This is a genomic window from Curtobacterium sp. NPDC087082 (assembly GCF_044745045.1).
Classification (GTDB): Bacteria; Actinomycetota; Actinomycetes; order Actinomycetales; family Microbacteriaceae; genus Curtobacterium.
This window is the reverse complement of record NZ_JBIUZN010000003.1, coordinates 353508-367541: the sequence shown is the minus strand read 5'-3', so window position 1 is coordinate 367541 and position 14034 is coordinate 353508. Positions and strand designations below refer to the sequence as shown.

Sequence of the window (14034 nt, the reverse complement as noted above, 5' to 3'; positions counted from 1 at the left end):
GCACGCGGCGCTGTCCGCACCGCTCCTAGCGTCGACCTCGCCACCGACCACCCGGGTCGGTCGAACCCAGGGAGTCATCGATGAGCACCACGGAGACCACGGCCGGTCACACCGCCACCACCGTCCCGACCAGCACCGTGACCGCGGCGAACGGCACGACCTACGCCTACCGCCGGTTCGGGAGCAGCACCGACGGCGTCCCACTCGTCTTCCTCATGCACTTCCGCGGCAACCTCGACAACTGGGACCCGGCGCTCATCGACCCGATCGCGGCTCGGCGCGAGGTCGTCCTCGTGGACAACGCCGGCGTCGGCGCGTCGACCGGGACGGTCCCGACCACCGTGGGGCAGATGGCCACCGACCTGCTGGCCTTCACCGACGCCCTCGGCATCCGTCGGTTCGACGTCTTCGGGTTCTCGCTCGGCGGGTTCGTCGCCCAGGACCTGGCCCTCCTCCGACCGTGGGCGGTCCGCAGGCTCGTCCTCGCCGGGACGGGCCCCGCCGGTGCACCGTCGATGCACGGATGGCGGGAGGACATCGAGCGCGAATCACGGCACGACGTCCCCACGGCGGAGAGCCTCCTGTACATCTTCTTCGCGCACACGGACACGAGCCGGGCTCGTGGCGTCGACTTCCTCCGGCGGTTGGGCGCTCGGACCGAGGACCGCGATGCGCCGACCACCCCCGCTGTGCGCGACGCGCAGTACGACGCCGTGCTCGCCTGGGGCGTCCCGGACATCTCGAAGCTCGAGCGCTTGACCGGGATCCGGCAGCCGACGCTGGTGCTCCAGGGGGACGACGACCTGATGATCCGGACGCCCGGGAGCCACACGCTGGCCGGACTCATCCCGGACGCGCGCCTGCACGTGTTCCCCGACGCCGCCCACGCGTCGATCTTCCAGTACCCCGACGAGGCCGCTGCCATCGTCGAGGACTTCCTCACCGCGGCCACCGCCGCCTGACCCGGAGCGATCATGACCACCACCACGACCCTGCTCGACCGCATCCTCGACGCCCACGGCGGCAGCCGCTGGGCCGACGTCTCCACCATCTCGGCGAACCGACACTTCGGAGGCGCCTTCTGGGGCCTCAAGCAGGTTCCGGGGATCGCCGAGGAAGGTCGGTTCACCGTCGACCTCCGCCGCCAGCGCACGTCGCTCGAACACTTCGGCGCCGACGACCTCCGTACGGAGTTCACCGGCGACCACGTCGCGGTCGTCCGCACGACCGCGCACGGCGACGAGGTCGTCGAGGAACTCGCCGATCCGCGATCGTCGTTCCGCGGGCACGTGCTCGAGACGCCGTGGAACCGGCTGCAGCTCGCCTACTTCACCGGCTACGCCATGTGGACGTACAACACCGAGCCGTGGTCGTTCACGTTCCCCGGCGTCCGCGTCGAGGAAGTCGGCCCGTGGACCGAGCCGGACGGAGCCACGTGGGACCGCCTGCGCGTCACCTACCCCGACAGCATCGCGACCCACACCCCCACGCAGACCCTCTACGCCGATGCGGACGGCGTCCTGCGTCGCCGTGACTACGAGGTCGACATCGCCGGTGCCTCGCCGAGCGTCGAGTACATGACCGGCCAGACCTGGGTCGACGGCCTCCTGCTCGCCACCGAGCGCAACATCTTCGTCCGCGACGGAGACGGCCACGCGCTCCCGGAGCCGCTCATCGTCTCCATCGGCATCGACGACGTCGTCGTCGGGTGACCGGGCCCACCATGCGAGTCGTCGTCGCCGGCGCACACGGCAAGGTCGCACGGCTGCTCTCCGCACAGCTGCGCGCCGGCGGGCACGTGCCCGTCGGCCTCATCCGGAACCCCGACCAGCGCGGGGAGCTCGCACGTGCGGGCGTGATCCCGATCGTGCTGGACCTCGAACACGCCTCGGTCAGCGACGTCGCGGCGGTGCTCACCGGTGTGGACGCCGTCGTCTTCGCAGCGGGCTCCGGGGAGAACAGTCCCAGCAGCCGTTCGCTGGCGATGGACCGGGACGGAGCGATCCTCCTCGCCCAGGCCGCGGTGGTCGCCGGCGTCCGGCGGTTCGTGGTGCTCTCCGGCGCCGGTGCCGACGACTACGAACGCGGCTCCACCGAGCCGTTCCAGGTCTACCTGCGGGCCAAGGCCGACGCGGACGCCGCCGTCCGGACGCTCGACCTCGACTGGGTGATCCTCCGCCCCGACGCGCTGCACGACGGCGCCGGCACGGCACGGTTCTCGGCCGGAGTCCGGGTCGAGCGGCGCGGGATCGCTCGCGAGGACGTCGCGGCGGCGTTGTGCGACGTCGCCGTCGGCCAGGACCCGGGCCGGGTGCAGCTCGAGATCACCACCGGCGACCTGCCGCTCCGTGCCGCGCTCCGTGCCGCGGACGTCGCGGTCGGTTGATGCCCGCACACCCCCGATCGACGGCACGACGACAGGAAGGCCAGACATGACGGAGATCACAGGAGCAGTGGTCGTGGTGACCGGTGCGAACGGCGGCCTGGGACAGGAGTTCGTCCGACAACTGCTCGACCGCGGGGCGGCCACGGTGTACGCCGCAGCACGGACTCCACGCGCTCAGGTCGGCGACCGCGTGGTCCCGATGCGGCTCGACGTGACGGATCCGGCATCGGTGCGGGCCGCCGCGGACGCGGTTCCGGACGCGACGATCGTCGTCAACAACGCCGGAGTGCTGCGCAGCGGATCCCTGGTGGACGGCGACATCGCCGCTGTCCGGGAGCAGATGGAGACCAACTTCTTCGGACCGGTGCAGGTCACCAGGGCGTTCGCGCCGGCACTGCGTCGCGCACACGGTGCGGTCGTGAACGTCGCGTCCGCGCTCAGCTGGCTCGCGATCGGCAACGGGTACAGCGCGTCCAAGGCTGCGCTGTGGTCGGCGACGGACTCCATGCGCCTGGACCTCGCCCCCGACGACGTCCAGGTGCTCGGCGCGTACCTGGCGTTCACGGACACGCCGATGACACCGGGGGACATGCCGAAGAACGACCCGGCAGACGTCGTCGCCGCGATCCTGGACGGCGTCGAGGCAGGGGCGCACGAGGTCCTCGCCGACGACCTCACGCGCGCGGCACGGTCATCCCTCGCTGCCCCGGTCCACGAACGCTACGACGCCCTCCGGTGAACGACGGAACGGCCCGCGGGGACCCTGATCGGGTCCGCGCGGGCCGTTCGTCGTCTCACACGTCCAGCGGTTGGAGCGTCCGGAGCGCGATGGGGACCGCCAGGCGCCCCTCGAGAGCCGAGCCGAGGGCCGCGAACGCGGCGCCCGCTGCGTGGCTCTCGAGGGCGGACTGGTCGGCCCAACGCTCGACCATCACGAACCGACCCGTTCGGGCGTCGTGGTGGAGGTCGTACTGTTCGCAGCCGAGATCCTCGGACCGGACCCGCGCGACCGCGGCGAGCAGGGCCTCCTCGACGGCCGGTTCGTTGTACGGCGCGGGTTCGATCTCCGCGATGACGACGATGCTCATGACTTCCTCCTCGGCTCAGGCGACGCGCTGGCCACCGTCGACGTGCACGGTGGTCGCCGTCAGGAACGGGTTGGTGAGCGCGAACACGACCGCGTCCCCGATGTCCGCCGGTGTTCCGACGCGCCGGGCGGGGTTCGTCCGGGCGACCTCGTCGAAGAACGCCGACTTGTCGTCCAGTCCGTCCCAGGACCCGGAGTCCACGACGCCGGGTGAGATCCCGACGACCCGGATCGGGGCGATGTCCACCGCGAGGGCCGGGACGAGTGCGTCCACCGCGCCGTTCGTCGTCGCCATGACGGCGAGCCCTCCCTGCGGCCGGGCGGAGACGTACCCGGAGAAGAGCACGAACGAGCCCCGCGGTGACATGCGCGGCGCGAAGTGCTTGGTCAGCAGGAGCGGGCCGAGGACCTTCGCCCGGAACGCCTCCTCGATGTCGGCTGCCGCCAGGGTCGTGACGGGGCCGTTGGCGTGGTCGGCCGCGACCGTCACGACGTGGTCCACCGGTCCGAGCACGTCGGCAGCGGCGATGATGCTCTCCTCGTCGCCGAGATCGAGGCGGACGGCCGCCGTCCCGCGTCCGACGATCTCGGCGACCTGTTCCGCGGTGTCGAGTCGTCGGCTGGCAGCGACGACCCGCGCGCCGGCACACGCGGCCGCCTGCGCGATCGCGGTGCCGATGCCTGATCCGGCGCCCACGACGAGGACGGTCGTGCCGTCCAACCCCTGCGTGCTCATCGGATGGCGTCGAGGCCGGCCTGCGCGATGACGGCGTCCTCGTCGGGCGTACCGCCGCCGGAACCGACAGCACCGATGACGGTCCCGGTCGCGTCCGTGATGGGGAGTCCACCGGCGAGGAAAGCGAGGGGCTCGGTGCTCGCTGCGCCGAGCGTGTAGAGCGGGGCGCCGGGCTGGATCGCAGCTGCGAGGTCCCCGGTCGCCGCGCCACCGAAGTACACCGACGTCCGGGCCTTCGCGAAGCTCGAGTCGACGGACACGAGCGGGGCGCCGTCCTGGCGGACCGAGGCGACCATGCGGGCGCCGCGATCGAGGACGGTGATCGACGACGGGACGCCGAGTTCGGTGGCCTTGGCGTCCGCGGCGGCGATGATCTCCTGTGCCTGCGCGAGAGTGATGGTCATGCTGGTTCCTTTCGTTGTTCCGTACTCGGTGGTGGGGGACTCGGGGTCAGAGCGCCGGCTCGTCGGTCACGACGACCTTGCCGATCACGCGACCGCTCTCGACGAGGGCGTGTGCCTCCCGCAGGGTCTCGGCCGAGATCGGTCGGAGCACGGTGGTCGCCGTGTGCCGGACCCGGCCGGAGTCGACGAGGTCCGCGACGGTGTCCAGGAGCTCGTGCTGACGATGCATGTCGGTGGCCTGGTGCAGCGAACGGGCGAACATGAACTCCCAGTGCCAGCTCAGTGCCTTCGACTTCAGTGCTACGACGTCGACCTGTTCGGGATCGTCGATCGCGACGATCTCACCGAAGGGACGCAGCACGCGCTCGTACACGGGGAGCTGTCCTGCCGAGTTCGTGGTCAGGATCCACTCGATCCCGTCCGGCGCGACCTCGAGGACCTGTGCGGCCAGGTCCGCGTGGTGGTCGACGACGTCGTGTGCGCCGAGGTCCCGGACCCAGGACTCGCTCGCCGGACGTGACGCGGTCGCGATGACCCGCACGCCGGGCAGCAGCGTCCGGGCGAGCTGGATGGCCATCGAGCCGACGCCACCAGCGCCGCCGACGACGAGCAGGGTCCCGGTGGCGTCAGCACCGATGCGGAGCTTCTCGAACAGGCTCTCCCAGGCGGTGATCGCGGTGAGGGGAAGCGCTGCGGCCTCGGTGTGCGACAGGGTGCGGGGTCGCCGCCCGACGATGCGCTCGTCCACGACCTGCAGCTCGGCGTTGCTCCCGGGACGGTCGATGGCCCCGGCGTAGAACACGTCGTCGCCCGGAGCGAACAGGGTCACGGCGTCTCCGACGGCGCGGACCGTGCCGGATGCGTCGAAACCGAGCACACGGACGCCGCCGTCGGGTTCGGCACCGCCCCGGAGCTTCACGTCGACCGGGTTGACCGAGACGGCGCGGACCTCGACGAGCAGGTCGTGGGGCCCGGGAACCGGTTCGGGGATGGTCGTCGGCACCAGGCTGCGCGCGCTGGTCACCGGGAGAGCTGCGGTCTGTCCGATCGCTCGGACCTCGTTCGTCGTGGTCATGTCAGCACTCTGCACCCGGTGCTGTGGTTACCCGCAAGGGCCCCTGGTTACCCCACGGTAACCATGGAATCCCTGATGGGCGGCGGTACCCATCGGGAATCGACCCCTTGTCGAAGGCCGCGGCGCGCGCTACCGTTCCGGTGTGACCCCCTCGACGAGCCACCCTCTCGAAGCGGCGCACGTGCTCGACGCCTGCGACCGGAACGACGTGTACGCAGCCGCTTGCCCCTGCCGCGAGATGCTCGACCTGCTCGCCAACAAGTGGACGGCGCTCGCGATCGGTGTGCTCGAGGACGGCCCGCAGCGGTTCGGGGAACTCCGGCGCCAGCTGCAGGGTGTGAGCCCGAAGGTCCTCTCGGCGTCCCTGAAGCGCATGGAGGAGGCCGGCCTGGTCGACCGCACCGTGTTCGCCGAGGTCCCGCTGCGGGTCGAGTACGCGCTCACACCGCTCGGTCGCGGTGCTGCCGCGCCGCTCGCGCACCTGCGCGACTGGGTGAACGAGAACGTGACGCGGCACTGAGACTCCTGACGGGCGATGCCATCACCCTGACGGAGCGCGCGCGCTGATGCGTGCCTCTGTCGGGGACACGCTTCGGTGGCCGCACGGCCGCACGGCCGCACGGCCGCACGGCCGCACGGCCGTGCGGTGTCGGCTCAGCGCGCCCCCGGCGCCCCCGCCACCCGCTCGAGGATCCCGTCCAGCGCCGATCGATCCCAGAACGACCCCGCCCGGACCACCCCGTCGATGCGCCCCAGCGCCGTGTGACTCGTCATCGGATCGGCGGCGAGCAGCACCGCGTCCGCCCGTGACCCGGGTGCCAGGCGTCCGGTCTCGGTCTCGAGCCCGAGGAACCGCGCCGCGTCGGACGTCGCCGTCCGGAGGATCTGCAGGGGCCCAAGACCGGCGTCGGCGAGGTACCCGAACTCGTCGTGGAGCGCGAAGCCCGGGATCACCCCCGCGGCACCGTCGGCATCCGTCCCGGCGAGCATCGGGACGCCCGCGGCGGCCAGGAGCCCGACGAGGCGCAGTTGCGTCGCCCAGTGCGACTCGAGGGCGTCCCGGGTCGCCGTCGGGAGGCCGGCGAACTTCCGGCCGGACCGGTCCCACGAGCGGAGCTCCCCGGGTGCGATGTAGCGGCGACGGTCGTCGTGTCGGTGCTCCGGCGCGTTCGGGAACTGCTGCGTGTGCAGGCGGACCAGGGTCGGGCACTGCCAGGTCTCGTGCTCGACGAAGAGCGCTGCCAACTCCTGGGCGGCCTCCTCGTCGAACGTGTCGTCGGCGAGCGTGAGCGCGCGGGCGGACGAGTCCGAGGTCCTCGTGGCCGGGTTCACCACGATGCCGCGGATCACGCGACCGATGACGCGGTCCATGCCCGGCAGCCTGACCGTGGGGATCTTCGGCGTGCGACCCGCTCCGACCGCGGATCGCACCTCGGCCTCGCGGGACGACGTCGCGGCGAACACGGTCGCGCCGGGCCCGAGGTGCTCGATCGCTCGCATGCCGCCTCGGGACGCTTCGCGCGGGTCCACGTCGTTCGGGAGGTGTCCTGCGAGCGGGACACCGAGCCGACCTGCCTCAGCGAGTGCTGCGAGGAACGCATCGCGCCCGACGAGGGCCGCCTTGATGAAGTCGGCACCCTGGGCGTGCTGGTCACGGACGGTCGCGACGGCGGCCTCCGCGGTCGACGCGTTCACCGGGGTGAGGAGGTCTCCCGGCGTGGCGAGGAGCGCCGGAGCGCCGAGCGGTGCGGGCAGTGCACCCGCGGCACGGGCTGCCAGCAGGGCGGGCGAGCCGGACATCTGGCGGAACCCGACCACCCCGTTCGCGAGCATCAGTGCGTAGGCGCCGTCGACGTCGTCCGGGGAGTTGAGCGGGTGGGCGTGCATGTCCGCGAAGCCCGGCACCAGGAACCGGCCGCGTCCGTCGACGACCTGCTGGCCCGGGGCCGTCCCGGTCTGCGACGTGGCGGACACCGACGCGATGGTCGCGCCGGTGAACCGCACGTCCTGCCCGGCCGTGGCGGTCCCGTCGAGCGGGTCGACGACGGTGACGTCGCGGATGACGACGTCGTGGTCGGCGGTGGGTGCGGTGACGTAGCGGCTCATTCGTGGTCTCCGTCCCGGCCGTCGCGATCGTGGCCGTCGAGCCAGTCCTGTTCGGCGGCGTCCACCGCCTCGACGGACCCGGGCCGGTCCGTGCCGGGCAGGTCGTCGGCGATGCGGTGACCGCTCGCCCCGAGGACCGTCGCGAGCCATCGGTACGACGGCCGACGGTCGTCGACCGCGACGGAGGACAGGTCCGGCACGGTGCCGGGAACGGTCGGTGTCACCGTGTCGGATTCGTAGACGCACGTCATCGCGGCCAGCCGCCAGCCGGTGCCGGTCCGGCGTGCGCGGTACAGCAGCCGGACGCGGGAGGCCAGGTCGACCTCGGCGCCGCCCAGTCCGGCACGGACCTCGATGACCGCCGGTGCGGCGACGATCGCGCGGTCACCGAGGAGGTCGACGACCGGCGGGCTCATCCGGTGTGTGGCTGCCGTCCCACCGGCGGCCATCGCGATCGACCCCGCGACGAAGTCCCGCGCGCTGCCGTCGAACCAGCTGATGCGGACGCGGCCGTCCGGCTCCCACGCGTCACGCATGCGGTCCCACCGCCCGCGGTCCCGCCCCTGGCGTTCGCGCAGCACGAGCTGACTGATGTCGGTGACGTCGTCCACGATCTGCTCCTTCGTCCGGGGGCCGAGCGTAGGACGGCGCGAGAGCGGTTCGGCGTGGGTTTCCACTCAGCGGAAGACGGCATCGGCGGTAGGGTGCAGCGGTGGGCGACACTCGCACGGGGACGGTCGGTCGGGCCTTCGCGATCCTGGGGTGCTTCGACGACCGCCACCCGACGCTGACGCTCAGCGAACTCGCGCGTCGCTGTGGCCTGCCCGTCAACTCGACGCTGCGGATCGCGCGGAGCCTGGTCGCCGAGGGCGCCCTCGAACGCCGGGCCGACGGCCGGTTCACGATCGGGCTGCGCCTGTACGAACTGTCGTCCCTCGCCCCGCGGGGCGTGGCGCTCCGCCAGGCCTCCCTGCCGTACCTCCAGGACCTGCACGACCTGACGGGACAGCACGCCATGCTCAGCGTCCGTGAGGGGGACGAGGCGGTCCTCGTCGAGCGCGTCTCGCCCAAGCGCGGGACCCGGAGCGTCGACTACCGGGTCGGCGGCCGGATGCCCCTCGCGGCGACCGGCGGCGGACTCGTCCTGCTCGCGTTCGCGCCCGACGATGTCCAGGAGCGTGCGATCACGACGTTCGACGTGCGGACCTCGGTCGACGAGGTGACGTCGGCGGTCGAGCTCCGCCGGTACCTGTCGGCCGTCCGTCGGACGGGTGCCGCCGTCGGTTCGCAGCGGTCCCCGCGTGCGCTCGTCGCGGCGGGTGCACCGATCCGGGACGCCTCGGGCGTCGTCGCGGCCCTCTCGATCGTGATGCCGACCGGGCACGCCGAGCCGAGCACCGTCGTGCCCGCGTTGCACGCGTGCGCACGGGCGATCACGCGCGACGCGACGCGCTGACCCGCTCGCGCCGTGCCGTGGTCCGGCACCGCATCGGACGGGAGGCGCGGTGCCGGCCCGCACCGCGCCTCCCGTCCGATGCCGGGCCCTTCGCCGGCGGCCCCACCGCTGCCATACTGGCGGCATGACGATGGCGCAGCCCGTCATCGGGCGCGAGCGGGAGGGCTCCGCCCTGCGGGACGCCCTCCGCGACGTCCACGACGGCGGCTCCGCGTTCGTCATCGACGGCGAGGCCGGGATCGGCAAGTCGACGCTGGTCGCCGATCTGGTCCGCCACGCGACCGACCTCGGCGTCCGACGGCTCTCGACCGCGGGGACCCTCGCCGAGTCGGCCGAGCCCTACGCCGCGCTCCACCTGCTCCTGTACCCGTTGCGCAGCGGGATCGCCGACCTGCCCGCACCGCAGCGTCGTGCGCTCGAGGTCGCGTTCGGTCTCGCGACGGGGATCCAGCCCTCGCCGCTGCTCGCCGGGCTGGCGGCGCTGACGCTGGTCTCCGACGCCGCCTCGGAGGGCCCGATCCTGGTCGTCGCCGAGGACCTGCACTGGATGGACGCCGCGTCCGAGTGGGCGATCCGGATGATGGCCCGGCGGGTCGACCAGGACCCGATCGTCATGGTGATCACGACCCGGAACACCGAGACCGCGGACGACCCCGCGGTCCGGCGCCTCCACCTGACGCCGCTCGACGAGTCGGACGCCGGCCGCCTGCTGGACGCCGTCCCCGGGGCGCCGATGGGCCAGGCGCGACGTGACCTGGTGCTCCGCGCCGAGGGGAACCCGCTCGCGCTGCACGAACTCAGCCGCACGACACCGGGGGACCGGACCCGCGACCGTCCCGTGGTGGGCCGGGTGGAGCAGGAGTTCGCCGCGCGGTACGCGGAGCTGGACCACCCCGTCCGGCTGGCCATCCTCGCCGTCGCCCTGTCCGGTGGCACCGGCGCCGAGGAAGCCGCGCGGGTGGCCGCCCGGACGCTCGGGAGGTTCCCGCCGCCGACGTGGACGGAGCAGGCCTCGGCGTCGTCGCTGCTCGAGTGGGTGGCGCCCCGCGCGATCCGGTTCCGGCACCCGCTCGTGCAGTCGGCGGTCCTCACCGCCGCGTCGCCGACGGAGCGCACCGCGGTCCTGCGTTCCCTGGTCCTCGAGCACGACCACGACCCCGCGCGCACGGTCTGGTGGCGGGCCGAGCTGGCGACCGGCCACGACGACGACCTCGCGGACGAGATCGCCGCGATCGGCGACGAGCGATCGGCGATGTCCGATCCGTTCGTCGCGAGCCGGGCGTACGAGCGCTCGGCCGAGCTGACCTCGGACGTCGCCCGACGCGTCGGCCGGCGGATCCTCGCGGCGGAGCACGCCGGGCTGTCCGGACGGCTCGCGGACGCCTCGCTCCTGGTGCAACGAGCGTGCGACGAGGCACCCGACCGGCTCCTCGCAGCACGCGCGGCCTTCGTCGCCGAGACCCTGCCCACCGGTCGGACCGGGCTCGCGGTGGGCGACCTCGGGCCGGCCCTGCACGCCGTCTCCGAGATGCAGCAGGGCGGCGGGGTCGACCACGCCACCGCGGCGCTCCTGCACCTCGCCGCGATCGCCTGGGACCACACCGCCGAACCGGATCCGGGCGACCCGATGCTCGTCGTGGTCGAGGCGCTCGCCCTGCCGGACGACGACCCCCGGTCGATCCTGCTCGCGGCCCGGACCGAGCCGGTGGTGCGTGGCGACCGTGTGCTGGAACGCGCGCTCGCCGCCGCACCGACCGCCGAGGACGAGGGCTCCGCCTGGTACCTCGGGTACGCGCTCAACCTCGTCGGGGAGATCGAGACGGCACGCGTCCTCCTCGACCGTGCCGTCCGGAGCATGCGGGCGCGTGGTGACCTGCGCACCTTCCCGCAGGCGCTCATGGGGACGTCGATGACCACGTTCCTCGGTGGGGACCTCGCGCGGGCGCGGGTCCTCGCCGAGGAGGCCTCCTCGCTCGGACGGGATCTCGGTGACGACGGCTTCACCGCCGCGACCCGGTGCGCGCTCGCGTGGTTCGACGCCCTCGACGGGAAGCATCCGGACCCCGAACGGATCGCGGGCGGGACGGCTGCCGGGGCGCAGGTGCTCCGGTCGAGTGCGATGCGCGCGACCCTGCTCGGCGCTGCGGGGGCGGCGTCCCTGGTGTCCGGTCGCGCGGCCGAGGCACTCGAATCCGTCCGGGCACTGGCCGATCCGGACCACGACGCGTTCAACCCGACGTTCGCCGTCATCACCTCGCACGACTTCGTCGACGCCGCGCTGGAGTCGGGCAACCGGGCCGATGCCGAGCAGCGGGCGGCGGACCTCGAGCGGCTCCACGCCCGCTGGCACGCGCCGATCGTCCGCGCCGCGCTCGACCACGCGCGGCTCGCACTCGTCCCCGACGCCGACCTCGAACCGGCGTGGGCGTCCGTGCAGCACGAACGGTGGCCGGTGCCGTACGTGCAGGCCCGTGCACTGCTCCGCCTCGGCGGCCGCCTGCGCCGGGCGGGTCGGCGGGACACGGCCCGTGCCGCCCTGCACGCCGCCCTCGAGCTGTTCGAGTCGATGCCCGCGCCGGCGTGGGCGGACCGGACCCGTGACGCCATCCGGGCGACCGGGCAGCGGGTGGCAGCGGCGGGGCACGGCGGCGTCGAACTGCTCACGCCGCAGGAGCTCCGGGTCTGCACGCTCGCGGCACGGGGACTGAGCAACCGGGCGATCGGCGAGCACCTGTTCGTCTCCCCGCGGACGGTGGGGGCCCACCTGTACGCGGCGTTCCAGAAGCTCGGGATCTCGGCCCGGCAGGAGCTCGCCGCGGCCCTGGCGGCCGGTTCGTCCGGCGACTAGGTCATCCGGCAACGCATCTCGGTCACCGTGACCGATGTGCACCTACGCCGCGCGCCCCTAGCGTCGTCAGCGCCACCAGGCACCGCCCTCGACGAAGCAGGTCCGCGCCTCCCGCTGCGGACCCGGAAGGACCGCACCATGCCCGGATCACCCACCATCGTCCTCGTCCACGGAGCGTTCGCCGACGCCTCCAGCTGGGCCCCCGTCACGAGGCTCCTCCTCGACCAGGGCCACCACGTCCTCGTCCCGCCCGTCTTCAACCGCAGCCTCTCCGGCGACGCGGCCTACATCCGGTCGTTCGTCGAGCAGATCGACGGACCGGTCCTGCTCGCCGGGCACTCGTACGGCGGCGCGATCCTGACCGTGGCCGGTGTCGCCGAGAACGTCGTCGGCCTCGTCTTCGTCGCCGCGTACGCGCTCGAGGAGGGCGAGAGCCTCGGGGCCCTGCAGGGCGGCTTCCCGGACAGCGACCTCGCCGCGAACCTCGTGTACGCGCCCTACCCCGTGGACGGCGGCGAGCCCGGCACGGACGTCTCCGTCGCCGTCGACGCCTTCCCCGCCGTCTTCGCGGACGGGCTCGCACTGGCCGAGGCGCAGGTGCTCGCGGTGTCGCAACGTCCGCTCTCCGCCGTCGCGTTCGGCGAGCCGGCATCGGCGGCCGCGTGGAAGACGAAGCCGTCCTGGGGCATCGTCTCCAGCGCCGACCACACCATCAACCCCGACGTCGAGCGCTTCGGGTACCAGCGCGCCGGCGTCCGCGAGGTCGTCGAGATCGACGCCCCCCACCTCGTGATGCAGACCCACCCCGCCGAGGTCGCCGCGGTCATCACCACCGCCCTCGCAGCGGTCAGCTGACCCCGGCCCCTCGACCGACCGACCGAGAACCACCGAACAACCGAACCACCACAGGGAGACCACCATGGGATACGTGACCACCGACGACGGTGCAGAGATCTACTTCAAGGACTGGGGGAGCCACGACGCGCAGCCGATCGTGTTCCACCACGGCTGGCCGCTGTCCTCGGACGACTGGGACGCGCAGATGCTGTACTTCCTGGCCGAGGGCTACCGCGTCATCGCCAGCGACCGCCGCGGCCACGGACGCTCGTCGCAGATCGGCACCGGCCACGACATGGACCACTACGCGAGCGACGTCTCCGCCGTGGTCGAACACCTCGACCTGCACGACGCGATCCACATCGGCCACTCGACCGGTGGCGGCCAGGTCGCCCGGTACGTCGCCCAGTACGGCCAGCCGCAGGGCCGGGTCGCCAAGGCCGTCCTCGTCGCGGCGGTGCCGCCGCTCATGGTCAAGACCGAGGCGAACCCCGACGGCACCGACATCTCGGTCTTCGACGGGTTCCGCGAGGCGCTCGCCGCCAACCGTGCCGAGTTCTTCCAGGCCGTCGCCTCCGGCCCGTTCTACGGCTTCAACCGTGACGGTGCGACGCCGTCGGAGCCGGTCATCGCGAACTGGTGGCGTCAGGGCATGACGGGCAGCGCGCTCGCACACTACGAGGGCATCAAGGCGTTCTCGGAGACCGACCAGACGGAGGACCTCAAGGCCATCACCGTCCCCGTCCTCGTCCTGCAGGGCGACGACGACCAGGTCGTGCCGTACCGGGACGCGTCGTTGAAGCAGGCGGAGCTCCTCAGCGACGCCACGCTCAAGATCTACGAGGGGTACCCGCACGGCATGCTGACGACCCACGCAGACGTCGTCAACCCGGACATCCTCGCGTTCCTCCGGAGCTGAGAGCACCGACGCTGCGGACGCAGCGTCCCGGACTGGAGGCGGGGGGGGGGGGGGGGGGGGGGGGGGGGCCCCCCCCCCCCCCCCCCCCCGCCCCCGCCGGGGCCCCCCCCGCCCGGGGGGGGGCCCGGGGGGCGCCCCCCCCGCGGCCGCGGGGGGGGGGGGGGCGCGGCGCGCGCCCCC

Annotated in this window: 15 protein-coding genes; 9 read left to right on the top strand and 6 right to left on the bottom strand. The window is 73.1% G+C overall.

The window, feature by feature from the left end; genetic code table 11:
- Nucleotides 1–80: 80 nt before the first annotated feature.
- Genes ACIPEP_RS10790 through ACIPEP_RS10775 form a run of 4 tightly spaced genes read left to right on the top strand, consistent with a single transcriptional unit; the run spans nt 81 to nt 3125 of the window.
- The gene (locus ACIPEP_RS10790) at nt 81–962 is read left to right on the top strand and encodes an alpha/beta fold hydrolase (RefSeq protein ID WP_071303557.1); all 882 of its coding nucleotides are present in this window, start codon (nt 81–83) and stop codon (nt 960–962) included.
- A gap of 12 nt (nt 963–974) precedes the next feature.
- Nucleotides 975–1712 (top strand): hypothetical protein, encoded by a 738-nt coding sequence (locus ACIPEP_RS10785; RefSeq protein WP_071295137.1) that lies wholly within the window; start codon nt 975–977, stop codon nt 1710–1712.
- A gap of 11 nt (nt 1713–1723) precedes the next feature.
- Nucleotides 1724–2386, top strand: coding sequence for an NAD(P)H-binding protein (locus tag ACIPEP_RS10780; protein WP_402717256.1), 663 nt, complete (start codon nt 1724–1726; stop codon nt 2384–2386).
- Between the two features lie 46 nt (nt 2387–2432).
- Nucleotides 2433–3125, top strand: coding sequence for an SDR family oxidoreductase (locus tag ACIPEP_RS10775; RefSeq protein ID WP_071295138.1), 693 nt, complete (start codon nt 2433–2435; stop codon nt 3123–3125).
- Nucleotides 3126–3180: 55 nt separating this feature from the next.
- Here the strand turns inward: ACIPEP_RS10775 and ACIPEP_RS10770 are convergent, their stop codons facing one another.
- The 4 genes from ACIPEP_RS10770 to ACIPEP_RS10755 are packed head-to-tail and all read right to left on the bottom strand — an operon-like array spanning nt 3181 to nt 5688.
- On the bottom strand, nt 3181–3474 hold the full coding sequence (locus ACIPEP_RS10770) for a putative quinol monooxygenase (RefSeq protein ID WP_071295139.1): 294 nt from the start codon (nt 3472–3474) through the stop codon (nt 3181–3183).
- 15 nt (nt 3475–3489) lie between these two features.
- On the bottom strand, nt 3490–4209 hold the full coding sequence (locus ACIPEP_RS10765) for an SDR family oxidoreductase (protein ID WP_071295140.1): 720 nt from the start codon (nt 4207–4209) through the stop codon (nt 3490–3492).
- The gene (locus ACIPEP_RS10760) at nt 4206–4613 is read right to left on the bottom strand and encodes a heme-binding protein (RefSeq protein WP_071295141.1); all 408 of its coding nucleotides are present in this window, start codon (nt 4611–4613) and stop codon (nt 4206–4208) included. Before ACIPEP_RS10760 ends, ACIPEP_RS10765 begins: the two co-directional genes overlap by 4 nt.
- Nucleotides 4614–4659: 46 nt before the next feature.
- Entirely contained in the window at nt 4660–5688 is a 1029-nt protein-coding gene (locus ACIPEP_RS10755; RefSeq protein WP_402717255.1) for a zinc-binding alcohol dehydrogenase family protein, read from the bottom strand.
- A gap of 142 nt (nt 5689–5830) precedes the next feature.
- Between ACIPEP_RS10755 and ACIPEP_RS10750 the strand changes: the two genes are divergently transcribed.
- Nucleotides 5831–6208, top strand: coding sequence for a helix-turn-helix domain-containing protein (locus tag ACIPEP_RS10750; RefSeq protein ID WP_254791863.1), 378 nt, complete (start codon nt 5831–5833; stop codon nt 6206–6208).
- Nucleotides 6209–6342: 134 nt separating this feature from the next.
- Here ACIPEP_RS10750 and ACIPEP_RS10745 read toward each other — a convergent pair whose 3' ends face one another.
- Both ACIPEP_RS10745 and ACIPEP_RS10740 read right to left on the bottom strand, forming a co-directional pair.
- Nucleotides 6343–7794, bottom strand: a complete 1452-nt coding sequence (locus tag ACIPEP_RS10745; RefSeq protein ID WP_402717254.1) for an amidohydrolase family protein — start codon at nt 7792–7794, stop codon at nt 6343–6345.
- Nucleotides 7791–8405, bottom strand: a complete 615-nt coding sequence (locus ACIPEP_RS10740) for a nuclear transport factor 2 family protein (RefSeq protein ID WP_402717253.1) — start codon at nt 8403–8405, stop codon at nt 7791–7793. Before ACIPEP_RS10740 ends, ACIPEP_RS10745 begins: the two co-directional genes overlap by 4 nt.
- Before the next feature lie 101 nt (nt 8406–8506).
- Here ACIPEP_RS10740 and ACIPEP_RS10735 point away from each other — a divergent pair, with 101 nt between their 5' ends.
- The 4 genes from ACIPEP_RS10735 (at nt 8507) to ACIPEP_RS10720 (ending at nt 13854) form a co-directional block, all read left to right on the top strand.
- Nucleotides 8507–9250 carry an IclR family transcriptional regulator gene (locus ACIPEP_RS10735; RefSeq protein ID WP_402717252.1) on the top strand — a complete coding sequence of 248 codons (744 nt, stop codon included), beginning with the start codon at nt 8507–8509 and terminating at the stop codon, nt 9248–9250.
- A 124-nt stretch (nt 9251–9374) separates the two neighbouring features.
- A complete protein-coding gene (locus tag ACIPEP_RS10730) occupies nt 9375–12098 on the top strand; it encodes an AAA family ATPase (RefSeq protein WP_402717251.1) in 2724 nt (907 codons plus the stop codon).
- Between the two features lie 138 nt (nt 12099–12236).
- On the top strand, nt 12237–12953 hold the full coding sequence (locus tag ACIPEP_RS10725) for an alpha/beta fold hydrolase (protein ID WP_071295148.1): 717 nt from the start codon (nt 12237–12239) through the stop codon (nt 12951–12953).
- 64 nt (nt 12954–13017) lie between these two features.
- A complete protein-coding gene (locus ACIPEP_RS10720) occupies nt 13018–13854 on the top strand; it encodes an alpha/beta fold hydrolase (RefSeq protein WP_402717250.1) in 837 nt (278 codons plus the stop codon).
- The last annotated feature ends 180 nt before the right edge of the window (nt 13855–14034 follow it).

Excerpts from the sequence above, each read along its gene's own strand:
- ACIPEP_RS10720 (WP_402717250.1), top strand. The coding sequence starts at position 13,018 with ATGGGATACGTGACCACCGACGACGGTGCAGAGATCTACTTCAAGGAC.
- ACIPEP_RS10770 (WP_071295139.1), bottom strand. The coding sequence starts at position 3,474 with ATGAGCATCGTCGTCATCGCGGAGATCGAACCCGCGCCGTACAACGAA.
- ACIPEP_RS10785 (WP_071295137.1), top strand. The coding sequence starts at position 975 with ATGACCACCACCACGACCCTGCTCGACCGCATCCTCGACGCCCACGGC.
- ACIPEP_RS10745 (WP_402717254.1), bottom strand. The coding sequence starts at position 7,794 with ATGAGCCGCTACGTCACCGCACCCACCGCCGACCACGACGTCGTCATC.
- ACIPEP_RS10725 (WP_071295148.1), top strand. The coding sequence starts at position 12,237 with ATGCCCGGATCACCCACCATCGTCCTCGTCCACGGAGCGTTCGCCGAC.
- ACIPEP_RS10755 (WP_402717255.1), bottom strand. The coding sequence starts at position 5,688 with ATGACCACGACGAACGAGGTCCGAGCGATCGGACAGACCGCAGCTCTC.
- ACIPEP_RS10760 (WP_071295141.1), bottom strand. The coding sequence starts at position 4,613 with ATGACCATCACTCTCGCGCAGGCACAGGAGATCATCGCCGCCGCGGAC.
- ACIPEP_RS10790 (WP_071303557.1), top strand. The coding sequence starts at position 81 with ATGAGCACCACGGAGACCACGGCCGGTCACACCGCCACCACCGTCCCG.
- ACIPEP_RS10765 (WP_071295140.1), bottom strand. The coding sequence starts at position 4,209 with ATGAGCACGCAGGGGTTGGACGGCACGACCGTCCTCGTCGTGGGCGCC.
- ACIPEP_RS10775 (WP_071295138.1), top strand. The coding sequence starts at position 2,433 with ATGACGGAGATCACAGGAGCAGTGGTCGTGGTGACCGGTGCGAACGGC.
- ACIPEP_RS10780 (WP_402717256.1), top strand. The coding sequence starts at position 1,724 with ATGCGAGTCGTCGTCGCCGGCGCACACGGCAAGGTCGCACGGCTGCTC.
- ACIPEP_RS10730 (WP_402717251.1), top strand. The coding sequence starts at position 9,375 with ATGACGATGGCGCAGCCCGTCATCGGGCGCGAGCGGGAGGGCTCCGCC.